Below are 22,993 nucleotides of genomic sequence, written 5' to 3' on the forward strand. Positions count from 1 at the left end.
GGACCGGACGTTGGACCGGACGTCCGGTACCCTGCCGAAGGGATCAAGGGGGACCGCTCTTGGGGAACGCGTTCGGAACGCTGCTCCGTCGTCACCGGCTGCGTCGTCAGCTCACCCAGGAGACGCTCGCCGAGCGGTCCGGTGTCAGCTCCCGCTCGATCCGCGAGATGGAACGGGGCCCCGGGCGGAGCCCCCGGCCGCAGACGGTCGAGCGGCTCGCGGCGGCGCTGGAGCTGACCGGAGACGAGCGGGCGGAGTTCACCGACGCCGGGCACGCGCTCTTCTGGGCGAGCCGCGCCGGCCACGACGACCCGCCGGACGGGAGCGCCCGCGCCACCGATCCGCCGCCCTGGCGGCTGCCCGCGGACCTCCCCGACTTCGTCGGGCGCGGCGAGGAGCTCGCCCTGGCCCACAAGGTGCTCGCCCCGGCCGTCGGCGGCGCGAGGCTCGTGGTGGCCTCCGGCCCGCCGGGTGTCGGCAAGACGGCACTGGCGATCCACGCCGGCCACCGGCTCGCGCCGCTGTTCCCCGACGGGCAGCTGTACGCGAGGCTGCGCGGCGTCACAGGTGATCCCGCCGATCCGGCCGAGACGCTGGCCCAGCTGCTGCGGATGCTCGGGGTGGACGGGTCGGCCCTGCCCGCGGGGGTGGACGCCCGCGCGGGCCTGCTCCGGATCCGGCTGGCCGGACGGCGGGTGCTCATCGTCCTCGACGACGCCGGCGGGTACCGCCAGGTGGAGCCGCTGCTGCCCGCCGAGGGCGTCGCGATGATCGTGACCAGCCGGCTTCCGCTGACCGGGCTTCCCGGGGTGACGGCCATCGACCTGCGCCCGCTGCCCGACACGGCGGCCGTCGACCTGCTCGCCCGGGTGGCCGGCGCCGAACGCGTGCGCGCCGAGCCCGCCGCCGCCACCGAGCTGGTCACGGTCTGCGGCGGGCTGCCGCTGGCGGTCCGGATCGTCGCGGCCCGGCTGGCCGCGCGGCCGCACTGGGCGATCGGCACGCTCACCGAACGGCTGACCGACGAGCGCCACCGGCTCGACGAGCTGCGGCACGGCGACCTCGCGGTGCGTCCCGGGCTGCAGCTCGCCTACCGGGGGCTCACCCCGGCCACCGCCCGGGTGTTCGCGCTGCTCGGCGGGCTGGACGTCCCCTCGTTTCCCGAGTGGCCGGTGGCCGCGCTGCTGGGCACCGGACCGGCCGCGGGGGCCGCCGCGCTGGAGGAGCTGCTCGACGCCCGGCTGCTGGACGACCTCGGCCCCGACCGGGCGGGCCAGGCGCGTTACCGGTTCCACGCGGTCACCCAGCTGTACGCGCGCGAGTGCCGGGAGGCCGAGATCGACCGGTCCCAGTGGGTCGCCGCGCTGGCCAGGGCCGCCGGCGGCTGGCTCGCCCTCGCCCGGCGAGCCCAGGACCGCCTGCACGGCGACCGGTTCTACCTCGACGACAGGAGCGGCCCCGAGATCGCCGCCGACCCGCGCGCGGCCGCCGTCGCCGACCGCCGCCCCCTCGAATGGTTCGAGGCCGAACGGGAGAGCATCGCGGCGCTGGTCCAGGTGTGCGCCGGGACGGGCCTGGCGGCGACGGCGCGCGGCCTGGCCGGCTGCGGAGCCGACTTCCACGACTTCCAGGGCTACTACGACGACCTGCGGCGGATCCTGGAGACGGCGCTGGCCGCCTGCCGCCGGAGCGGCGACCGCCTCGGCGAGGCGACGATGCTCCGGGGGCTCGGCAACTGCCTGGTCGAGCTCGACGACATGGACGAGGGCCTGTCCATGCTGCACGCCGCGCGCGTGCTCGCGGAAAGCGCCGGCGACCTCGCCGGGGCCGCGCTGTCCCGCCGGTACGTCGGTTTCACCCTGGGGCTGATCGGCCGGCTCGACGAGGCCGAGGCGGAGCTACGCGCCGCGGTGCGGGAACTGCGGCTCACCGGGCAGCGGTCCGCCGAGGCCGTCACCCTCGCCAGCCTCGGGTTCGTGCTGCGGCAGCGCGGCGAGGGCGCCGAGGCCGTCAAGGTCCTCCGCGCGGCGTCGATCATCGCCCGGTCGTGCGGTGACCGGTTCGCCCAGGCCTACACCGCGCGGGGCAGCGCCGGGGCGTTCCTGGTCCAGGGGCGGGTCCAGGCGGCGCAGCGGGCGGCCCGGCGATCCGTCACGCTCTTCGACCAGATCGGCGACGCGATCGGCACCGCCCAGAGCCTGCGAGTGCTCGGCGAGGCGCTCGCGCACGAGCCGCACCGGCGGGCCGAGGCCGAACGGGTGCTGGGCCGCGCGGCGGCGCTGTTCCGGGAACGGGGACACAGCTGGGGACTCGCTCTCACCGAGCTGAGCCTCGGCGAGGTGGAACTCGGCCGCGACGCCGAGGGGGCCGCCGACCGCCTCCGCCGCTCCCTGCGCTACTGGACCGACAACCAGGTGCCGGTCCTGCGCGCGCGTACGTTCGTCGCGCTCGCGTCCGTGGCCGAGCGGGCGGGCGACCCCGACGCGCGGGAGCTGCTGGCGAGTGCCCACCGGATCTACCGGGAGCTGGGCATGCCGGCCGCGGACGAGCTCGCCGTACGCCTCAGGACCCTCGGCGAGACCGCGCCGTCCTGAGGGACGACGGCGACGCGGCGCACCGGCGTCCCGGCTGGTACGGATGGCGCGGCCCGGCCGGCACCCACTCAGGGAGGGCAGCGGCCGGGCCGCCGAGGTGACCCGGGCTCCTACCCGGCTGTGACCCCGGGCTCGTACCCGGACGTCAGGCGGGGAGGGTCCACTTCTGCCAGGCGTTGGCGTTGCAGTCCCAGATCTGCAGCCGGTTGCCGTTGGTGGCGGTGCCTCCGGGCGCGTCGAGGCAACGGCCGGACACGGGATTGCGCAGCTGGGAGGCGGAGGTGGCCTGCCACTGCTGGGCGGTGGAGCCGTTGCAGTCCCACAGCTGGATCCTCGTGCCGTTGGCGGTGCCGGAGCCGGTGGCGTCCATGCACTTGCCCAGTACGCGCACCGTCCCGTCGGTGCCGACCGTCCAGTTCTGGGCGGTACCGCCGTTGCAGTCCCACAGCTGGACCGCGGTGCCGTTGGCCGAGCTCGCCGCCGCGGCGTCCACGCACTTGCCGCCCACGCCCCTGATCGGGCCCGTCCGCGCCGGCGTGCCGCCGCCGGAGACGGTGAACTCGCCCTGGTTCAGGACGCGCGGGTGGTAGTAGGCGTTCTGGATCTCGGCGTTGCTGTTGTTGCCGCGCAGCTGCTCCGACCAGAGCATGAAGTAGCTCCAGCGCGTCTGGCCGTCGAGCAGGGCGGCGTTGGGCATCTTCCCCATCTCCGCCAGCGCGATCGGCTTGGAGCCGGCGATGTTCTGGATCTGCTGGTAGTCGCTCTGGCTGGGGTGGTTCTTGTACCAGACGTCCAGGGAGACGACGTCGACGTACTGGGAGCCGGGGTAGTAGGCGGCCCAGTTGCCGGCGGGGTTGTCCTGGACGTTCCACACCCAGACCAGGTTGGTGAGCCCCTTGCCGACCAGGTAGTCGCGGGTGATCTGGTAGAGGCGGGCGCCGCCGTTGGGGCCGGGACGGTTGCCCCACCAGTTCCAGGACTCGTTCATCTCGTGCAGCGGGCGGAACAGGGCCGGGACGCCGGCGTCCTTCAGCTGCTGGAGGTAGGGCACGACCTCGTCCAGGCGCCGCTTCCAGGCGTTGTTCAGCGCGCTGCCGTTGGTGACGATCTGGTTGAACTGGTCGGCGGAGATCTGCGTCTTCACACCGCCGTCGAACTGGCAGGTGCTGCCGCCGGTCGGCGTGCAGACGTGCCAGCTGAGGGCCACGAGGGAGCCGTTGGCCCATTCGGTCTTGGCCTGGTCGATCACGCGCTGGCGGTTGGCGACGTCTTCGGGACGGAACATCAGGTCCCCGCCCCACAGGCCCGGGTACTGGCCGGTGACGTCCCTGACCTGCTGGGTGTACTGGCCGGGGCTGCTCGCCGGCTCCTTGTTGTGCTGCCCGGAGACGACGTTCCTGCCGGTGACGGAGGTCAGGTAGTCGATGACGGCCTGCCTGGACGACGCGGGGAACGCCTGGGCCGGCGGGGATCCCGCGACCGCCAGGCCCAGCGTCGTCAGGAGGGCGACGAGGCCGGCCTGGACCCGGCGTCGTGCCCTGCCCGCGGGGCGGTGAGCGGCGGCGCGCGGACGGCCGGACGGGCCGTCGGGACGCCGCGGTGAGGTGAGACGCACTTCTTTTCTCCTCTTCTGTGACGTGTCCCCCGAGGACTGAGGGACGGCCCGTCGGGGCCGTCATGGGGTGGCGAACGCCCACCGGCTCACCGGGCCCGGCCGGGCCGTGCCACCACGGCCGGGTCATGCCGTCACGGCCGGGCGGCCTCCCGCGCGGGCGCCTGCATGAGCGTCTGCGCGGACGCCTGCGCGGGCGTCTGCGCGGCGTTGACCGTGAACAACGCCGCCCGTACCGACGCGAGATCCACCTCGGAGGCGTCGACCCCGGTCACACCGACGACGCACCTCTCCCCCGGGAGCAGGGTGACCAGGCCCCGGTCGGCGCTCGCCCCCGGGGCGACCCGGTCGGCCTGGAGGAGCAGGTCGCGGACGAACGTGCGCGCGGTGATCACCAGGTCGAATCCGCCGGCGCGCGGCTCGACGTCGATCGCGAGCTCGGCCGCCGGGTAGGCGAAGTCACGGTCCTCGCAGCCCAGGACGACGTCCCGCAGCCCCTCGACGTCGGCGACGAGCAGCTCCCGGTGCCCGTCCTCGAACGTGGCCACCTCTGCCGAGAGCGGCAGCAGCGCCACCGATCGCGGTGGCACGGTGAACGGCAGGGTCTCCTCCGCCAGGACGACCCCGCCGGCCGTCATCCTTCGCGCGCCCGCGAACCCGTCCCACTGCGCGGCGGACTGGTTGTCGACGACCAGCACCCGTTCCCCGTCCCGGACCTGGAAGCTCACCAGCCGGTCGGCGTACAGCCGGCGCAGCTCGTGGTAGAGCGGCTTGGGACGGCCGGCGCCGTCGATCGCGGCCCACGAGGTGACCGGCCAGCAGTCGTTGAGCTGCCACACGACCGTCCCGGCGCAGATCGGCCAGTGCGACCGCCAGTGGGCGACGCCGGTGGCGATGGCGCGGGCCTGGTTCACCTGGGTGAGGTAGTGCCAGTCGTCGAAGGTCGCCGGAGCGCCGAAGTGGCGGGCCAGGCCCCGGTCGAGCTTGCCGTTGCCGTCCTCGGCCTTCTGGTGGTGGAGCATCCCGGGTGAGCGCGGGCCGAGCGGCTCGTCGGTGACGGCGTCGCGCAGGGTGGTGTAGGCCGGTGGTGCCTGCCAGCCGAACTCGGCGGCGAAACGGGGCACGTCGTTCAGGTAGTCGGTGTAGTCGCGGCGGTTCCACACCTCCCAGAAGTGGGACGGCCCGTGCGCCGGGTCGTTGGGGTGGTGGTCCCACGAGCCCGACCACGGGCTGCCCGCACTGTAGGGACGGGTGGGGTCGAGCTCGGCGACCACCCGGGGCAGCAGGCCGAGGTAGTAGCCCTCGCCCCAGCTGTCACCGGCCAGCTCCGCCTCCCACTTCCAGTCGCGAAAGCCCCACAGGTTCTCGTTGTTGCCGTTCCACAGCACCAGGCTGGGGTGCGGGGCCAGGCGGGCGACGTTCTCGCGGGCCTCGGCCTCGACCTCGCCGCGCAGCGGCCGTTCCTCGGGGTAGGCCGCGCAGGCGAACAGGAAGTCCTGCCAGACCAGCAGCCCCAGCTCGTCGCAGGCCTCGTAGAAGGCGCGGTCCTCGTAGATCCCGCCGCCCCACACCCTGACCAGGTTGACTCCCGCGTCCTTGGCCTGGGTGAGGCGGTGCCGGTATCTCCCGGGGGTGACGCGTGCGGGAAGGGCGTCGTCGGGGATCCAGTTGACGCCCCGGGCGAACACCGGCTCGCCGTTGACGACGAGCGTGAAGGAGGTGCCGTGCTCGTCGGGGGCGTACTGCAGGGTGACCGCGCGGAACCCGATCCGTTGCTCCCAGCGGTCGAGTTCCGCACCCGTTCCCGCGTCGGCCAGGGTGACGCGGCAGGCGTACAGCCGCTGGTCCCCGTACCCGCGCGGCCACCACCGCTCCGGGTCGGGCACCTCCAGCACGACGACCGCGTGGACCTGGCCGGGCTCGATCTCCGCCCGCGCCACATGGCCCGCCACCTCGACGGTGACGACCAGGTCCCTGGTCGCGCCGGTGGCGGTCCGTTCCAGGTCGACGTGGGCCTCGACCCTGCCGGTCGCGTCCGTGTCCGTGTCCGTGACCGTCACCAGCGGCCGTACGCCCGCCAGCCGCGCGGTGCTCCAGCTCTCCAGCCGGACCGGCCGCCAGATCCCGGCGGTGACCAGGGTGGGGCCCCAGTCCCAGCCGAAGCTGCTCGCCATCTTGCGGATGTAGTTGAAGGGCTCGGGGTAGGCGTTGGGCCGGGCGCCCACGAGCTCGCGCACCCTCTCCGCCTCGGTGTAGGCCGACGTGAAAAGGACCGACAGGACCCGGCCGCCGTCATCGCTCCCCCCATGGTCGCCGCGGCCGGTCACGTCGAACCGGTACGAGCGGTGCATGTTCCGGGTGGTGCCCAGCTCGGCACCGTCCAGCGTGACGGTCGCGACCGTGTCGAGCCCTTCGAAGACCAGGTCGGTACGCTCGAACCCCTCGGGCGCGGCGGGCAGCGTGGTCTCGTAGCGCCAGTCCGCCCGGCCGACCCAGGCGACGTCGAGCTCGTTGCGGTCCAGGTACGGGTCGTCGATCAGCCCCGCGGCCAGCAGGTCCATGTGGACACAGCCTGGAACCTCGGCGGGCACCTCAACGGGCACCTCGGCCGACATCTCGGCGGGCACCTTGGCCGACATCTTGGCCGACACCGCCTGCCGCCGGAGGCGGCCGAGGTCCTCGGGAGCCGCGCCCTCGGCCAGACGGAGGGTCCACCCCGAGGTGAGGGGCGTGCTCTGCTTCAACCGGTGCTCCTTGCTCAATGAAGGACATATCAGGACAGACGAAGCGGTGTTCGACCAACCGCGACGATTCTCGGATCAACGTAACCATTCACCCGACCCCTGTCTAGACCGTTTTAGTAAGTCCGTTCAGATGAACCCCGTGGACCATCACCCCCCTTCGCGGGACCGCCCGCCCCCGGGACGGCACGGCACCCTCGGACGGCGAGGCGATAAAACACCTGCTCAGAAGGCATGCCATAGTCGCCGCAGGAGGTGCCGGACGAAAGGGGAACGATCACGAAGCCCGGCTCACGCCACCGTCGCCCTCTGTGCCCGGCGGCCCGGCCGCGCCTCGGACGCACTCGGGGGAGCTCGCGTTCATCCTTTTCACTAGTGCGTTTAGCAGCGAAGCCGAAACCTTCGATCCGCGTCCGCGCGGGCACGGGAACGGGAACGGCCCGGCGGGGCTCCCCCGCCGGGCCGGCACGTCCGGGCCCCGCCGTCAGCGGCGCGGCGGGGCGGTCGACGCCCTCGGGATCAGGCTCGGGGACTGGGCGGGGTGGGAGACGTGCCCCTCCCCGTTGATGACGCGGAAGAGGGCGTGCGTGACCTCCGCCCCGAAGGAGAACACGTCGTGCTGCATGGCCGAGAGGGTCGGCCGGGTGAGCTGGCACAGCTGGGAGTCGTCCCAGGCCAGCAGCGAGAGGTCCTCGGGCACCGAGAGCCCGAACTCGGCGGCGACACCGAGAGCCGCCACGGCCATGATGTCGTTGTCGAAGATGATCGCGGTGGGCCGGTCGGGAGCGAGCAGGAGGTTGCGGCACGCGCGGCTGCCCTGGTCGGAGGAGAAGTCCGCCACGGCGGTGCGGGCCTCCAGGCCCATCTCCCGCGTCACCGCGGTGAAGGCGTCGGTGCGGATGACGCTGTGCCCGAGCTCGGCAGGGCCGCTGACCCGGTCGATGCGGCGGTGCCCCAGGGCGGCGAGATAGCGCACCGCCTCCACGATCGCGGCCGCGTCGTCGGTCCACACGGACGCGAACGGGCCCGCGAGGCTCGGGTGTCCCACCACGACGGCCGGCAGGCCGATCTCGGCCAGGGCGGGGACGCGCGGGTCGTCCACCCGCAGGTCGACCAGGATGCTGCCGTTGACGCGACCGCCCTGCCACCACTCCCGGTGCACCTGGATCTCCTCGTCGGCCTCGATCAGCCGCAGCAGGAGCGAGCACGAACGACGGACCAGCACGCTCTCGATGCCGGAGATGAACTCCATGTAGAACGGTTCCAGTCCCAGCATCCGGGCCGGACGGGCGATCACCAGGCCCACGGTGTGCACGTTGTGCCCGGACAGCGACGCCGCCGCCTGGTTCGGCCTCCAGCCGAGTTCGCTGGCGGCCTGGAGGATGCGCTCCTTGGTCGAGGCGGACACCCCGGGCTTGTCGTGCAGCGCGATCGACACGGCCGAGGGGGACACACCCGCCCGCGCCGCGACATCCTTGATCGTCGCCTTGCGCCCCTTGTCCGTCGCGTCCATCTGCCTCACCTGGCACATCCCCCTTCTGTAACGGTCCATCCGCCCGGCCCTGGCCGCGGGGAGCGCGTCCGGCCCGGCCGTCGCGTCACGGGCGGCCCCCGCCGAGACGGGCGGCTCGCCCCCGGCGGGCACCGCAAGGCGTGCGGGCCCCGGGACGGCGTGTTCACCGGCGAAGCGAGTGGATCGAGTGGGCCGGACCCGCTCGCCGCCGGAGTGAGCCCCCTTACCCGCCGGCAGCGTGAGCAGGGCGCCCTCACCTCCGGGGATACCCACATACCGTACTACAACGATTGATAAAAGGGTTGGGCATGGCCGGAGGTGGCGGACGTCGCACCGGCAAGCACCGTCCCGCCACCCGACCCCGCCGGACCACCCCTGACCACCCCGGACCACCGCCGAGTCACCGCCGCCGGACCCCCGGCGGCCCCCCGCCGACCGGCCCGGACGCGCGGCCAAGGCGCCGGGGCGGGCGGACGGTCGACGGGCGTTGCCCGCCCGCGTCTCGTCGAAGCCCGATTCGACCCGACCAGAGGTGTTCGTCCGGCCTTTACGCCACTCGCCCGACTAAAGGCGCGATGTCAGCAAATGACCACTAAACAGGGTGTATGTCAGCTGTTATCAGTGAGTCGACCGCTGCACGTTGAGTCAAATTTTAGTGCCATCAACCTCGACACCTCCTCTGGTCACGCAAAAGTAACACTAGACCGTTCTATGGACACCGTGAAATGTTGCGTCTAGGTTAAGCAGCCATCAGCCGCCAGGCCACGACGAGGTACCCGTCGCTGCGCCGACGCAGCGCGGCGCCGCAGCTCAAAACGAGGAAGTGGTACGACGTGCGAGGAACACGCGTGGTAGCGGCCGGGGTCGCCCTGGTGCTCGGCCTCACCGCCTGCGGCGGGGGAGGCGACGGCGAGAAGGCGGGCGTGGCGGCCGTTCCGAACGACCCGGCCAAGGTGACCGGCACGATCACGGTGCTGACGAACCGTACCGACCAGGTGCAGGACGGCACGACGGAGAAGTACGCCGCGGAGTTCAAGAAGGTCTATCCCAACGTGACGGTGAGGTTCCAGGGACTCACCGACTACGAGGGCGACGTGAAGATCCGCATGAACAGCGAGAACTACGGGGACGTCCTGCTGATCCCCAACTCGGTGCCGCTCAGCCAGTACCCGTCGTTCTTCTCCCCCCTCGGCCCGGCCTCGGAGCTGTCCGGGAAGTACGACTTCACCGACCGGGCCACGGTCGGCGGCCAGGTCTACGGCATCGCCAACATCGGCACCGCCAACGGCTTCGTCTACAACAGGGCCGTGTGGGAGCGGGCCGGCGTCACCGGCTGGCCGAAGACGCCCCAGGAGTTCGTCGACGCGTTGAAGGCGATCAAGGAGAAGACGGACGCGACGCCGTACTACACCAACTACCACGACGGATGGCCGCTGACCAACTGGGGCAACGCGCTCGGCTCGCCGAGCTGCGACCCGGCCGCCAACGACAAACTCGCCGAGACCAAGGAGCCGTGGGCGCCCGGCCAGGACCTGAACGTCGTCGACACGCTGCTGCACGACATCGTCAGGAACAAGCTCTCCGAGGAGGACCCGAACACCACCAACTGGGAGAACTCCAAGAACCTGATCGGCACCGGCAAGGTGGCGACGATGTGGCTCGGCTCCTGGGCCGTGGTGCAGATGAAGGAGGCGGCGCGCAAGGCCGGCGGTGATCCCGACGACATCGGCTTCATGCCGTTTCCCGCCCAGGTCGACGGCACCTTCTGCAGCGTGGTCCGGCCCGACTACCAGTACGCGGTCAACGTCAACAGCCAGGCCAAGGAAGCGGCCCGCGCCTGGATCGAGTGGTTCGTCAACTCGTCCGGGGACGCCCGGAAGGCCCTGTCGATCTCGTCGGTCAAGGGTTCGCCGCTGCCGGAGAGCCTCCAGCCCTTCCAGGAGGCCAAGGTCAAGTTCGTCCACATGGGCTTCGCGAAGAACGCCCTGGTCAACGACATCGACAAGGCCTCGGAGATCGGCCTGAACGCCCAGGAGTACCGCCAGCGCATCGTCGACGTCGCCCGCGGGGCGGCCGAGGGTGACCTCGGCGGCGTCTTCGCCGACCTCAACAAGAAGTGGGCCGACGCCCAGGCGACGGTCGGCTGACGACGCTCGGCCGACACCGGCCGGGCACCGGGCACGGGGCGGCCGTCACCCAGGCGGACGCCCCTCGCCCGCGCGGCCCCACCGCGCGAGAGGAGGCGGCGGCTCTCCTCCGCGCACGCCTCCCCCGCCCGCACGAGGAGAGGCGACACCCCTCCTCCGCACCCCCGCCCGCATGAGAGGCGACGCCCCCGCCCGCGTGGGAAGAGACGAAACCCCTCCGCCCGCATGAGGAGGGACGCCCCCTCCCCGCCTTCGCGGGAGGAAACGGCGTCCCTCCCCGCGCGCGCACCCGCCGAACGACGAGAGGCGGCACCGGCTCGACACGCGGAGCCTCTCCGAGAGAAGGAACAGATGTCCGCATTCCGTGTCGCGGGGCTCGGCGTCCCGCACCAGGAACCGCAGGCCGCGCCCCCTCACCACCGGCGCCGGCCGTCCGCCCGGAGGCCGCGCGCGGCCGGTTCGCGACGGTGGTACACCCCCTGGCCGTACCTGCTGGCCCCCCTGGCGCTGCTGGTGCTGTTCACGTACGTCCCCGTCGTGGACATGTTCGTCTACAGCCTCACCGACTGGGACGGCCTCAGCCCGGTCAGGAACTTCGTGGGGGCCGACAACTACGTCGACCTGTTCACCAGGCCCCGGTTCTTCCAGGTCCTCACCGTCAGCCTGTTCTATCTGGCGGGCTCCGCGGTCCAGATGGTCGTGGCGCTGTACTTCGCCACCATCCTGAGCTTCGACATACGGCTGCGGAACCTCTTCAAGGGGATCCTCTTCTTCCCCTACCTCGTCAACGGCGTGGCCATCGGCTTCGTCTTCCTCTACTTCTTCCAGCCCGGCGGCACCCTGGACACCGTGCTGGGCGCGTTCGGGGTGGAGCCGCGCCTGTGGCTCGGTGATCCCGACCTGGTCAACACCTCGCTGGCCGGCGTCTCGGTGTGGCGCTTCATGGGCCTGAACCTGGTGCTGTTCATCGGCGCCATCCAGTCGATACCCCCGCAGTTGTACGAGGCGGCCTCGCTCGACGGCGCGAGCCGATGGCAGCAGTTCAGGTTCGTCATCGCGCCCAGCATCAAGCCCATCATCAGCCTGAGCGCCATCCTGGCGATCTCCGGTGCCCTGTCGGTCTTCGAGATCCCCTTCATCATGACCGGGGGTTCCAACAACAGCGAGACGTTCGTCATCCAGACGATCAAGCTCGCCTTCAACTTCAACAAGGTCGGCCTCGCGTCAGCGGCCGCGGTCGTGCTCCTGGCGATCGTCCTGCTGGTGACCTGGCTCCAGCGTCTGCTGGTTCCCGACGAGAGGGTGGAACAGTCGTGAGGACGATGACCGGCCCCACCGGAGCCACCGGAGCCGCCGCGCACGGCCGCCGCCGTGGCACTCCCCCGCGCGGTGGCCGCCGTGACTCTCCCGTACGCGGGGCGGCGGCGCGCCTTCTCATGTACCTGTCACTGGTCCTGGCCTGCGCGGTGGTGGTCGTGCCGCTGGCGGCGATCCTCCTCACCTCGCTGCGGACCGCCGGGGAGATGGCCGCCAGCGAGAACCCGCTCGCCGCTCCCGGAAACTGGTTCAACCTGGACAACTACCGCATCGCCTTCACCGACGGTCAGATGCCGCAGGCGATGTGGAACACCTCCTTCATCCTGTTCTTCTCGCTTCTCGGAACGGTCTTCGTCGGCTCGATGACCGCCTACGCGGTCGACCGCTTCCAGTTCCGGTTCAAGAAGGTCGTGATGGCCCTCTTCCTGGTCGCCGCCCTCGTCCCCGGCGTGACGACGCAGGTGGCCACCTACCAGGTCGTGAACAACCTGGGGGTGATGGACACGCACTGGGCTCCGATCCTCCTCTACATGGGAACCGACATCGTCTCCATCTACATCTTCCTGCAGTTCATCCGGTCGATCCCGATGTCCCTGGACGAGGCGGCCAGGCTGGACGGCGCGACGTCGCTCACCATCTACTGGCGCGTCATCATGCCGCTGCTGCGCCCGGCGATCGCCACCGTGGTCATCGTGAAGGGCGTCGCGATCTACAACGACTTCTACATCCCGTTCCTGTACATGCCCTCCGAGGGACTCGGTACGATCTCGACGTCGCTGTTCCGGTTCAAGGGGCCGTACGGGGCGCACTGGGAGGTCATCTCCGCGGGCGCCGCGCTCGTCATCCTGCCGAGCCTGATCGTCTTCCTGGCCCTGCAGCGGTTCATCTACAGCGGTCTCGTCTCGGGAGCCACCAAATGACCCCTCCGGCGGTGAGCGACCGGCGCACCGCGCACATCGCGTGGCGCCACCACGGCGACACCGATGTCCCTCCCGCGCTGCTGCTCCTGCACGGTTTCACCGACTCCGCCACCTGCTGGGAGCCGGTCGTCCCCGCGCTGGCCGGCGGCGTCGGCGGCGTCGGCGGCATCGTCGCCACCGACGCGCGCGGGCACGGCGGCTCCGGCCTTCCCGACGGGCCCGTCGGGCCACGGCAGCACGCCGCCGACCAGGCGCTCGTCCTCGACGACCTCGGCGTCACCGAGCCGGTCGTCGTCATCGGGCACTCCATGGGCGCGCTCACCGCCGTCACGCTGGCGGCCACCCGGCCGGAGCTGGTGGCCGCGCTGGTCCTGGAGGACCCGCCGCCGCACGGGATGGGCGGCCGGCCGCGCGGTGTCCCGGCCTGGCTCGCCGATCTGCGCGCCCTCGATCTCGCCGGGCGCGTCGCGTACGCCCGCGAGCACGACCCCGCCTGGAGCGAGGCGGAGCTGACGCCGTGGGCCCTCAGCAAGGAGCGGATCGACCCGCGCTACTGCGAGCGGGACGTCACCTCCCTCGACCCCCTCCACGACCTGGCGCCGGACGTGCGCTGCGACACGCTGCTCCTGTACGGCGACGCCGACCGCGGCGGAATGGTCACCGACGCCGACGCGGACGCGTTCCGGGAGGCGGCGGCCGGCACCGTGACGGCGGTCCGCGTGCCCGGCGCCGGGCACAACGTCCGCCGCGACACCGCCGGCGCGTACCTGCGCGCGGTACACGCCTTCCTGGACGTCGTACGCTCGCGGCGGCCGAGATAGGCGGAACGTCCGGCGGCCCGGGGCCGCGCGACGCGGGGGTCTCCCGTCCCCTGCGCGGCGGAGACGATCACCGGGACGGCAGGCGGAGGTCACGCCTCATTTGGGAAGGACCGAGAGGCCGGACTGGGCGACGATGGCCTGGAGCCCGGCGACGTGGGCGGTGTAGGCCGCGCGCCCCTCGCGGGTGAGGCTGAACCACGTCCTCGGGCGCTTGCCGACGTGTCCCTTGCGGATGTTCACGTAACCGGCCGTCTCCAGGGCGCTCGCGTGCTTGGACAGCACCGAGTCGCTGACGCCCAGATTGTCGCGGACGAAGGCGAACTCGGCCTCGTCGGCGGCGGCCAGCAGCGAGACGATCTGCAGCCGGGTCGGCGCGTGGATCGCCGGGTCGAGCCTCGGCGTCACCACTTCGCCGTCTCCGCCCGCCTCGCGGTCCGCCCGGACATCCACCGGGCCACCAAAGGTGAGGTGATCGCCACGATCGCGGTCATGATCACGCCCATGAGGGTACGCGGGTAGGCGAGGCCCTCTCCGGTGAACCACAGGGCCAGCGGAATGGACGCGAGACCGGTGACGACCATCCAGGCGGTGAAGCCGACCCACGCCAACGGGTCCACCACCGAGGAGTGCGGGCGCAGCTTCGCGTTCTTGACGTCTCTCACGAACTTGAGGACGGCGAGGACGAGACCGGCCGTCAGGGCCGGCACGGCGATCAGGAGCCACCAGGTGGGCGGGATCTCGGTGGCGAACTGGATGCCGGTGACGAAGGTCCAGACCGCCACCGGATACCAGGCGGGGAACATCGGCGGTGCGGCGCGCAGGACCCTGCGCTGCGTCTCGCGAACCTGGTCCAGCGTCCGCGCGGCCTCTTCGGGGGTGATGTCCATACCGGCTCCTTCGGTTTCCTATCTGGAAAGTACTTTCTCCTTTCCGAACCGTCAAGTACTTTCCGGGATCGGCCAGAACGGCCTCCCGCCGGGAACGTGCCGGGCGAGGGCGCAGGCGGCGGGGCTTCACGGGCTCGTGTCGAGGCCGCCCAGGAAGGCGAGGGATTCCTCCGAGGGGCTGCCGGGGTCGGCCCGCAGAAGAAGGAGCCGCTGCCCGGAGGCCTGGCCGACGTCGTAGGCGGTACCGGTCACGTTCAGGTCGCCCACCATGGAGTGCCGGATGCCCTGGGGCGTGCACGTCAGGTCCCCGACGTCCGGACGGGCCCAGAGCCGGCGGAACTCCTCGCTCTTCAGCGACAACTCGCCGACGAGCTCGACGAGGTAGGGGTGCTCCAGGTCGGCCGCGGCCGCGACGCGCAGCCACGCGACCCGCGCCATGGCCAGCCGCTCCCAGTCGAGGTAGAAGGTCCGCGCGGCGGGGTCGAGGAAGATCATGCGCAGCAGGTTGTCGCGGTAGTCCAGGCCGTCGTACAGCACGACGCCCAGCTGGTTCGTCGCGAGCACGTCCAGAAAGCGCCCGCACACGAGCGCGGGGGTGGCGGGCCAGCTCCGGATCAGGGCGACGAGCCCGGGGCCGGCCCTTTCCATGCCGCCGCCGTACCGGATCGAACACCGCCGCGCCAGGTCGTGCAGGTGCCGGGAGGCGTCCGGTTCGAGGGCGAGCACCCGGGCCAGCGTGTCGAGCACCCGTCCCGACGGATGCCGCTCGCGCCCCTCCTCCAGCCGGACGTAGAAATCGGTGCCGACACCGGCCAGCATCGCCACCTCGTCACGGCGCAGCCCCGGCTCCCGCCGGGAACCGGAGTCCAGCAGCCCCGCCTGACGAGGAGAGGCGGCCTCACGCCGTTCACGAAGGAAGTCGCCCAGCAGACGAATTTCATCCATATAAATCACCGTATGTCGGAAATATGAATTCAAGGAGACCGGACAGTCGCCCCGCCCAGGCCCCGCCGTCTCCCGTCGACGGGCGGCGCGATCGCCCCCGAGGCCCGTCGCCGCGCGCCGGCACGTCCGGGAGACGGTTCACCCCGTCCGGACGGACGGGCAGGCGTCGTACGCGGGAAGGCGCAGGACGAAGCACGCGCCCCGCTCGCTGTCCTCGATGGTCAGCGCGCCCTCGTGGGCCTCGGCGATCTCCCTCGCGATCGCCAGTCCCAGCCCGGTCCCTCCCGCGCCCCGATCGCGCGCGGCGTCCAGCCGGGTGAAGCGGTCGAAGACCATGTCCCGGTGTTCGGCGGGGATCCCGGCGCCGTCGTCGGCGATCTCCATGATCACCGACGCCCCTTCGACGCGGACGCTCACCACGATCCGCGAGGCGGCGTGGCGTTCGGCGTTGTCGAGCAGGTTGCACAGCAGCCGGGTGATCCGCAGCCGGTCGCACCTGACATGGGCGCTCTCCGGCAGGTTCTCGGTGATCTTGTTTCGGCCCGTCCTGCGGTTCAGTTCGGCGCGGACCAGCAGGCACAGATCGGTCGGATCGTGACGCAGGGGCGGGCGCGCGTCCAGGTGGGCCAGGATCAGCAGGTCGGCCGCGGTCATCTGGAGCAGGTCCACCCCGGCGAGCACGGCGCGGGTCATCTCGGGCCAGTCGGTGTCATGCGGGTACAGCAGCGCCTCCTCCAGGTGGGCGCGCATCGCGGTGACGGGGGTGCGCAGCTCGTGCGAGGCGTCCGCGGTGAAGCGCCGCAGCCGGGTGTAGGCGCTCTCTAGGCGGTCCAGGGTGTCGTTCACGGTTTCCGCCAGGAGCCTGATCTCCTGGTAGTGCGTGGGAACCGGGACCCGCCGATCGAGGGCGGTGTAGGTGATCTCCCCGAGTTCGGCCCGGATGGCGTTCACCGGCGCCATGACCTTGGTGAGGTCGCGGAAGGACCACGCGGTCATCATGGTGGTCACGACCAGGGACACGCCCACGACCAGCAGGAGGTCCGTGGTCGTGCCGTACCAGGGCACCTCCGGGACCGCCACGTAGAGCAGCCAGACCCCCTGCGGCTGGTAGACCTTGTAGGAGGTGACGGTCACGCAGCCCGCCGGCCCGCGCGGCGGGCACAGCACCCGGGTGGTGCGCACGTTCCGGTCATCGGCCCGGAAGGTGGCGATCGGCGGCCTGCCGACGAGTTCCGGGGTGGACGCGGCCACCCGGCCGCGGACGTCCAGCACCTGGATCGCCTCGACCTCACCCCTGTACAGGACGGACGGGAGCGGGCCCTGCCGGATGAGAGGGACCACCCGGTTCCAGGCGTCCGTGACGCGGGCCTGGGAGAGATCCACCTCCCTGCCATGGGCGAACATCAGGAAGAGCAGGCCGCAGCCGACGCACACACATGCCGCGAGGACGGCGGTCGCCACCGTCCTGCGAGTCCGGAACGAGAGCGGACGCCGGCTCAGCACGGCGCCCCCCCGAGGGCCGGACGCTCGTCTTCCACGCCGGAACACCGCGCGGGACGGCCGGAGGCGGGATCGTGTTCGCGGGCCTGCCGGCAGAGCACGGCGAGCGCGTGCGCGGAGGGGCTGCCGGGGGCGGCCTGGATGGTGACCAGTCGCTGGCCGGGCGCCTCGGCGACGGAGAACATGTCGTAGTCGAGCCTCAGCTCCCCGACAAGGTCATGGCGGAAGCGGATGACACGGCCGACCTCGGTCTGCACGTCGTACCGGGCCCACATGCGGCGGAAGTCGCCGCTGCGATCGGACAGCTCTCCGACCAGCTCGGCCAGGCGGGGGTCGTCGAGGTCCCTCCCGGCGGTGGCGCGCAGGTCGGCGACCGCGGCGTGCGCGGCGGCCTCCCAGTCGGGGTAGAACTTCCGCGCGGCGACGTCAAGGAAGATCGCGCTGAGTATGTTGCCGCCCACCCTCAGCCCCGAGCGCAGCCCCCACCCGTAGAAGGTCGTGGCCAGCGGGTTGATGGCCAGCACGTCCATGCACCGGCTCATCACGAAGGCCGGCGTCTGCCAGGTGTGCATCAGCCGGACCAGGTGCGGGCTGACCCGCGCCGTGGCGGCCGCCGGCGCGCGCGGCCCCCGGTGGACCGGCGTGTCCGTGCGCGCCAGCGCGTACAGGTGCGCCATGGCGTCCGCGCCGAGGCCGAACACCTCCGCCAGGGCGCCGATCACCTGGTCCGACGGGTGGCGTTCGCGTCCCTGCTCCAGACGAATGTAGTAGTCGGTGCTGACGTCGGCCAGCATCGCGACCTCCTCCCGTCGCAGACCGGGCGTCCGGCGGAGTCCGGTGTCCGGCAGTCCGACCTGGGCGGGAGTGGTGACCGCGCGCCGGGCGCGAAGAAACTCGCCAAGCGGGCTTTCACTGGCCATCGAGGAAGCATATATCCGATTTGTCTGATTTGCCTGGTTGTATCAGTACCAGTCAAACCCTTGAGGAAAGCGACCCGCCGGACAGGGCGGGCGCCCCCTCCCGGCAGAGGGCGCCGGCCCGCCCGCAGCCCCGTGACCTGCCCTTCCGGGTGGCGGGTGCGTGGGAGTGCCACGGCCAGTCTGGGTGAGCGACCCCGGCCTATGGTGACGGCATGAACAGCAGCAGGCATCTCGGCGATCTCCTCCGCCGGCCCGAGGTACTCACCTCCCTCCCGGCCGGGAACACCGGCCTCCCCGTACGGCCGGGGAGGACGAGCGCCCACCCGGCCACCACGTTCTCGCCCTGCGCGCCGGACCCGGCGACCTCCTCCGGCACACCTCCGCGATCCCGGGTGGCCTCGCCGCCGCGGCGCCCCGAACGCGATCACCCGTCCGCGCCTCGCCAACCGCAGGCCCACGTCCCGCCGGAGAGAACATGACCATCATCCCCGTCATCCGCCGTCCCCGATCCATCCGCGGGCGTTGCACCGCGGCCATGTCCCTGCTGGTGCTGATCGTCCTGGCCGCGCTCAGCGCGAGCGCCTGCCTGTGCGTCCGCCACATCCTGGGTTCCGACGCCTACACCCAGGCCGATCCGATGGCCGGGCCGGGCGTTTCCGGCCTGCTCCGGGCGCACAGGCTCGAATACCTCGCGGCCGCCCTCGTCCTGATCTCGGCCGCCGGCACGGGCGTGGCCACCTGGTGGGCCCTGGGCCGCGCGCTGCGTCCCGTCCAGGCCATCCGCGCCGAGCTCGGCAGGGTCACCGCGAACGACCTCGGCCGCCGCATGCGGGTCCCGCCGGGAGACGACGAGATCGCCGAGCTGGCCCGCACCACCAACCAGACCCTCGCCCGCCTCGACGAGGCCTTCGCCCGGCAGCGCCACTTCGTCGCCACCACCTCCCACGAGCTGCGCAACCCGATCACCGGGTTGCGCGCCGAACTCGAGGACGCCCTCGCCCACCCCGAGGACACCGATCCCCTCCGCACCCTGCGCACGGCCCTGAACATCGCCGACCGCCTCGACACGATCGTCAACGACCTGCTCGCCCAGGCCCGCACGGACGCCGCCGTCGCCGCCCCCGGGCACGAGCTCATCGATCTCACCGATCTCCTCACCCAGGAAGCCGCCCGTACGAACGGGACGCGCACCCGCACCGGCCTCCGCGACGCCGCCACCGTCGACGCGGAGCACACCGCTCACGCCCGCCGGGCGAACGGCGCCTCCGCCGCCGGATCCGGCGGCACTCACGCCCGCGGACCGGCCGGCGCGCGTGCGAACGGGCCCGGCGGCGTGCCCCGGAGCATCCCGGTCCGGCTGCACGTCCAGGGCGACGTGTGGGTCTGCGGGTCGCGCATCCAGGTCGTCCGCGCCCTCGCCAACCTGCTCAGCAACGCCCGCCGGCACGCGAGCACCGCGGTCGACCTCACCCTCACCACCGCCGGCGGCCAGGCCGTCATCGCCGTCACCGACGACGGCCCCGGCATTCCCCCCGGCGACCGCCGGCGCGTCTTCGAACACTTCACCCGCCTCGAGGACGCCCGCCGCCTCGACAGCGGCGGCAGCGGCCTCGGCCTGGCCATCACCCGCGACATCGCCCGCCGGCACCACGGCAGCCTCACCCTTGAGGACTCCCCCAAGGGCACCCGCTTCGTCCTGCGCGTCCCGCACCTCGACCCCCCGGCCGTCTTCCCGTACGAATCGGCACATATCACCGGCACCCCGAAGCGGTCCGAGGAAAGGCGACCGGGCCATTCCGCGAAAGGCGACAGTCCCGCCGAAAGAACCGCGACCGACAGCCGAAGAAGTGTCACGTTGAGCTGATCAGGCAATACGGACATATAGTGATTAAATGGACAACGGTAAACGCAACCTGCTCGGCGAGTTCCTGCGCGCCCGGCGAGAGGCCACCAGTCCAGCACAGGTGGGCTTCCTGCACTCCCCCTCCTCTCGCACCCCGGGGCTGCGGCGCGAGGAGGTCGCCCTGCTCTCCGGCGTCAGCGCCTCCTACTACATCCGGCTGGAGCAGGGACGCGAGCGCAACCCCTCTCCCCAGGTGCTGAGCGCCCTGGCACGGGTGCTGCGCCTGGAGCCCGACGCCACCGGCTACCTCTACTCGCTCGCCCACCCCTGGACTCGTCCCCAGGTAGAGACAGGTGCCGTGGAGCGGGTCAGTCCCAGCCTGCTCCGGCTCATCCGCCTCTGCCCGGACGCCCCCGCGATGGTGATCGGCCGGCGTCTGGACATCCTGGCCGTCAATCCGATGATCAGGGCCCTGTACGAGGGCATGACCAACATCGACAACTGCCTGCGCATGATCTACCTCGATCCGCGAGCGGCCGATTTCTACCCCGACTGGGAGAAAGCCGCCCGCGCCAAGACGGCGCAGCTACGCTCCGCCGTGGCAGCAGACCCCGACGACCCGTACCTGCACGGTCTGGTGGAGGAGCTCACCCTCCACAGCGAGGAGTTCCGGAACATCTGGGCCCGCCACGAGGTGCAGACGCGCGGCAACGAGGCCAAGGAGTTGCGCCACCCGACACTGGGCGACCTCACCCTTTCCTGGGAGGTGCTGTCCGTCGGCGGCACCGGCCAGAAGTTCGTCGCCCTGGCGGCCGAACCGGGGAGCGACTCCGAACGGGCGCTGCGGGAACTCGCTGGCACGGTCGCGGGCGCCCGGCAGAGCACGGCGGGGACGGTACGGTCTTCGGCCCGGCCGCGGGTCCGGCTGTGACGGAACACCCGGGTCAGCCCCGGACGCGACACCCCCGCGGACACCGGCCCCCCGCCCGGCTCGCTCCACGACCTCCCGCCGGGCCTCGCCGATCGGTTCACCTCGTCACACCGTGAACGATCGTCCGGCCGCGGCCGGGATGATCGTTTGTCAGACAGGCATCAGCAGGAGCGGCCGCCCCGGAATGGGGGAGGTGAGCAGGTGGTCGAGACCGGCCTCGGAGAAGGCGGCGAGCACGTCCGCCTGCCCCTCGGTGAAGTGGCTCCAGCCCTCGACATGGAGCGGCACGACGTGCCGGGCGTTCAGCAGGCGCGCGGCCATCGTCATCTCGGCGGCGTTCAGGGTGAGCCGATCCTCGATCATGGGCGTGCGGACGGCGCCGCCGAACAGCAGCGCGACGTCGACGGCCGGGAACCGCGCGGCGATGAGCTGCACGCACCCCAGCGAGGCGTTGTCCCCGCTGACGTAGACGGTGGGCAACCCGTCGCCGGTGAGCACGAAGCCGATGACCTGGCCGACGATGGGCTCGCATCCCGGCGGGCCGTGCAGGGCGGGAACGGCGGTGACGCGGACCCGGCCGACGTCGTGGTACTGCCAGGGGTGCATCGGGGTGGCCCCGGTGCGCGCGGCCGCCTCGAACGTGCTCAGGGTCAGCGGCGCGGCGGCCATCGTCCGGCGCCCCAGCCTGTCGAGATTGTCGGGGTGCTGGTCGTGGCTGAGCAGCACGAGGTCCACCCGGCCGACGTCGGCGGGGGACAGGGCCGGGCCGACGGTCTTGGTGAGCGTGAGCGGCCCGGCGGGGTAGTCTCCCGGCGGGTCGAAGGTCGGATCGGTGAGGATGCGCAGCCCGCCGAGTTCCAGCAGGGCCGTCGGGCCGCCGATCACGGTGACGGTGGTCGTCATGGGCGGCTCCGTTCGCTGCGCGGTCGGGCGTCGTCCGGGTCACGCCGACCGGACGGACCGCGGGACGATCTTCGGCCGAGCATACCGCCGGCGCCCTGACCTGCCCGGAAGGCCGCCAGGCTCCCGCGTGTCCCGGATATACCGGACCCGTGCGGCCCCGTGACCGGCGGTGCTCCCGGCTCCGCCCGTCCCGATGACGCCCGTCCCGATGACGCCCGTCCCGATGACGCCCGTCCCGATGACGGCCGTCCCGGGACCACAGAACCGGGATCGGGGCGCGCGTCCGGCCGGTCATGGCCGCCCGGCGGCGACCATGACCTCCACCTTCACCTCACCGCGCTCGCGGCCCCGGGGGCCGTCAGACGGGCAGCACCCGCAGGGCGGGATAGCGGGCCGAGTTCAGATACAGCTTGTCGGTGCCGTGCTCCTTCTCCAGCTCCAGGACGAACCGGTAGCGGTAGAGCCCCGGGCGGGCCTCGCTCATCACCGCCCCGGCCCAGTAGTAGTAGACGGCGGTGTACTTGTCGCGCATCCGGTCGGGGGCGCCGTAGACCTTGAGCTCGGTCATGATCCGGCGTTCGGCGACGTCGTCCTCGTCCCCCTTCTCGATGTCGAGGAAGACGATGTTGTTGATCTTCGGCATCGGGGGCCAGGTGCCGTCCGCGCCGCGGTGCATGTCGATCGGGCGGATGATCCAGTTGATCACCTGCCCCTGCTTGCAGATGGTCTCCAGGTGGTCGCTGCCCTGCCCGACCCCGCCGACGCTGTTGTCCATCATGTAGAGGCAGCCTTCGAGGGACTGCGTCGCGGCGGCCCTCTCCATGTCGACGAGGGTCACCACGTTCAGCTGGACGGAGTTGAGCTGGCCGCGATCGGTGAAGTCCGCGGCCGCGTACGCCTGGGTCATCGGCCTTCCTTCTTTGCCTCGTCGGCGGCACCGGCCAGGGCCGGCCGGGCGGTGGGACTGAACGGTGTGCTGACGGTGCCGAGCAGGAACGAGAGGCGGTACGGGACCGGCTCGGTGAGATCCTGCTTGACCTCGGCGGTCCAGAACACGATGTCGGTGCCGGGGTAGACCTTCTGGGTGGGCTCGGCGATCCGCGGGTCGATCTCGATGTCGCTGAGGGACACATAGGTCTCGCACTCCAGCGGGATCACGTTCCACAGCAGGGTGTCACCCTTGCGCACCCGGCTGTGCAGCTCGGGGGTGCCGAAACCGGTGGACCCCGCGGCCTTGTTGGTGTCGTAGAAGTAGATGTTCTCGTCCAGGTTCTCCGACGCCAGCGCGGCCACGGGATCGACCACCGCGGTGATCGTCACGGGCCGGGCGGGCCGGCGTTCGGGTTGCTTGCTCCTGGGGGGCATGCGGTTCCTCCACTCGGGAAAGCTCCGGGTCGGG

Annotated in this window: 18 protein-coding genes; 7 read left to right on the plus strand and 11 right to left on the minus strand. The window is 71.8% G+C overall.

Translation table 11 applies throughout. The features are described 5' to 3' along the window. The first annotated feature begins 59 nt into the window (after positions 1–59). Positions 60–2,594, plus strand: coding sequence for an ATP-binding protein (locus AC5L38_RS32205; protein WP_495246575.1), 2,535 nt, complete (start codon positions 60–62; stop codon positions 2,592–2,594). A 145-nt stretch (positions 2,595–2,739) separates the two neighbouring features. Here the strand turns inward: AC5L38_RS32205 and AC5L38_RS32210 are convergent, their stop codons facing one another. The 3 genes from AC5L38_RS32210 to AC5L38_RS32220 all read right to left on the minus strand — a co-directional run bounded on the left by AC5L38_RS32210 (position 2,740) and on the right by AC5L38_RS32220 (position 8,460). Beyond that, positions 2,740–4,209: a glycosyl hydrolase gene (locus AC5L38_RS32210; RefSeq protein WP_495246576.1), complete on the minus strand. Its 1,470-nt coding sequence runs from the start codon at positions 4,207–4,209 to the stop codon at positions 2,740–2,742. A gap of 131 nt (positions 4,210–4,340) precedes the next feature. Continuing rightward, on the minus strand, positions 4,341–6,950 hold the full coding sequence (locus AC5L38_RS32215; RefSeq protein ID WP_495246577.1) for a glycoside hydrolase family 2 protein: 2,610 nt from the start codon (positions 6,948–6,950) through the stop codon (positions 4,341–4,343). A gap of 481 nt (positions 6,951–7,431) precedes the next feature. After that, on the minus strand, positions 7,432–8,460 hold the full coding sequence (locus tag AC5L38_RS32220; protein ID WP_495246578.1) for a LacI family DNA-binding transcriptional regulator: 1,029 nt from the start codon (positions 8,458–8,460) through the stop codon (positions 7,432–7,434). 848 nt (positions 8,461–9,308) lie between these two features. Here AC5L38_RS32220 and AC5L38_RS32225 point away from each other — a divergent pair. From AC5L38_RS32225 to AC5L38_RS32240, 4 genes are all read left to right on the plus strand, one after another. Then, positions 9,309–10,607 (plus strand): ABC transporter substrate-binding protein, encoded by a 1,299-nt coding sequence (locus AC5L38_RS32225; protein WP_495246579.1) that lies wholly within the window; start codon positions 9,309–9,311, stop codon positions 10,605–10,607. Between the two features lie 351 nt (positions 10,608–10,958). Further along, the gene (locus tag AC5L38_RS32230; protein WP_495246580.1) at positions 10,959–11,924 is read left to right on the plus strand and encodes a carbohydrate ABC transporter permease; all 966 of its coding nucleotides are present in this window, start codon (positions 10,959–10,961) and stop codon (positions 11,922–11,924) included. A 5-nt stretch (positions 11,925–11,929) separates the two neighbouring features. Then, positions 11,930–12,844: a carbohydrate ABC transporter permease gene (locus tag AC5L38_RS32235; protein ID WP_495246671.1), complete on the plus strand. Its 915-nt coding sequence runs from the start codon at positions 11,930–11,932 to the stop codon at positions 12,842–12,844. Continuing rightward, positions 12,841–13,665: an alpha/beta fold hydrolase gene (locus tag AC5L38_RS32240; protein WP_495246581.1), complete on the plus strand. Its 825-nt coding sequence runs from the start codon at positions 12,841–12,843 to the stop codon at positions 13,663–13,665. The genes AC5L38_RS32235 and AC5L38_RS32240 overlap by 4 nt, the downstream gene beginning before the upstream one ends. Before the next feature lie 96 nt (positions 13,666–13,761). Here the strand turns inward: AC5L38_RS32240 and AC5L38_RS32245 are convergent, their stop codons facing one another. The 5 genes from AC5L38_RS32245 to AC5L38_RS32265 form a co-directional block, all read right to left on the minus strand. Next, positions 13,762–14,073 (minus strand): transcriptional regulator, encoded by a 312-nt coding sequence (locus AC5L38_RS32245; RefSeq protein WP_495246582.1) that lies wholly within the window; start codon positions 14,071–14,073, stop codon positions 13,762–13,764. After that, positions 14,067–14,552: a hypothetical protein gene (locus AC5L38_RS32250; protein WP_495246583.1), complete on the minus strand. Its 486-nt coding sequence runs from the start codon at positions 14,550–14,552 to the stop codon at positions 14,067–14,069. The genes AC5L38_RS32245 and AC5L38_RS32250 overlap by 7 nt, the downstream gene beginning before the upstream one ends. A gap of 126 nt (positions 14,553–14,678) precedes the next feature. Next, positions 14,679–15,497 (minus strand): helix-turn-helix transcriptional regulator, encoded by an 819-nt coding sequence (locus tag AC5L38_RS32255; protein WP_495246584.1) that lies wholly within the window; start codon positions 15,495–15,497, stop codon positions 14,679–14,681. A gap of 138 nt (positions 15,498–15,635) precedes the next feature. Then, on the minus strand, positions 15,636–16,958 hold the full coding sequence (locus tag AC5L38_RS32260) for a sensor histidine kinase (protein WP_495246585.1): 1,323 nt from the start codon (positions 16,956–16,958) through the stop codon (positions 15,636–15,638). Between the two features lie 35 nt (positions 16,959–16,993). After that, positions 16,994–17,917, minus strand: coding sequence for a helix-turn-helix transcriptional regulator (locus AC5L38_RS32265; protein ID WP_495246586.1), 924 nt, complete (start codon positions 17,915–17,917; stop codon positions 16,994–16,996). A 475-nt stretch (positions 17,918–18,392) separates the two neighbouring features. On the opposite strand from AC5L38_RS32265, the gene AC5L38_RS32270 reads away from it, so the two are divergent. Together AC5L38_RS32270 and AC5L38_RS32275 are read left to right on the plus strand one after the other, a co-directional pair. After that, the gene (locus AC5L38_RS32270) at positions 18,393–19,781 is read left to right on the plus strand and encodes a sensor histidine kinase (RefSeq protein ID WP_495246587.1); all 1,389 of its coding nucleotides are present in this window, start codon (positions 18,393–18,395) and stop codon (positions 19,779–19,781) included. Between the two features lie 28 nt (positions 19,782–19,809). Then, positions 19,810–20,691: a helix-turn-helix domain-containing protein gene (locus AC5L38_RS32275; protein WP_495246588.1), complete on the plus strand. Its 882-nt coding sequence runs from the start codon at positions 19,810–19,812 to the stop codon at positions 20,689–20,691. Positions 20,692–20,841: 150 nt separating this feature from the next. Here AC5L38_RS32275 and AC5L38_RS32280 read toward each other — a convergent pair whose 3' ends face one another. The 3 genes from AC5L38_RS32280 to AC5L38_RS32290 all read right to left on the minus strand — a co-directional run bounded on the left by AC5L38_RS32280 (position 20,842) and on the right by AC5L38_RS32290 (position 22,959). Further along, the gene (locus AC5L38_RS32280; RefSeq protein ID WP_495246589.1) at positions 20,842–21,594 is read right to left on the minus strand and encodes an MBL fold metallo-hydrolase; all 753 of its coding nucleotides are present in this window, start codon (positions 21,592–21,594) and stop codon (positions 20,842–20,844) included. Positions 21,595–21,952: 358 nt separating this feature from the next. Then, positions 21,953–22,501, minus strand: coding sequence for a DUF8788 domain-containing protein (locus tag AC5L38_RS32285; protein WP_495246590.1), 549 nt, complete (start codon positions 22,499–22,501; stop codon positions 21,953–21,955). Then, the gene (locus AC5L38_RS32290; protein ID WP_495246591.1) at positions 22,498–22,959 is read right to left on the minus strand and encodes a DUF8788 domain-containing protein; all 462 of its coding nucleotides are present in this window, start codon (positions 22,957–22,959) and stop codon (positions 22,498–22,500) included. Before AC5L38_RS32290 ends, AC5L38_RS32285 begins: the two co-directional genes overlap by 4 nt. Positions 22,960–22,993: the final 34 nt, after the last annotated feature.

Source organism: Streptosporangium nanhuense (genome assembly GCF_059358815.1).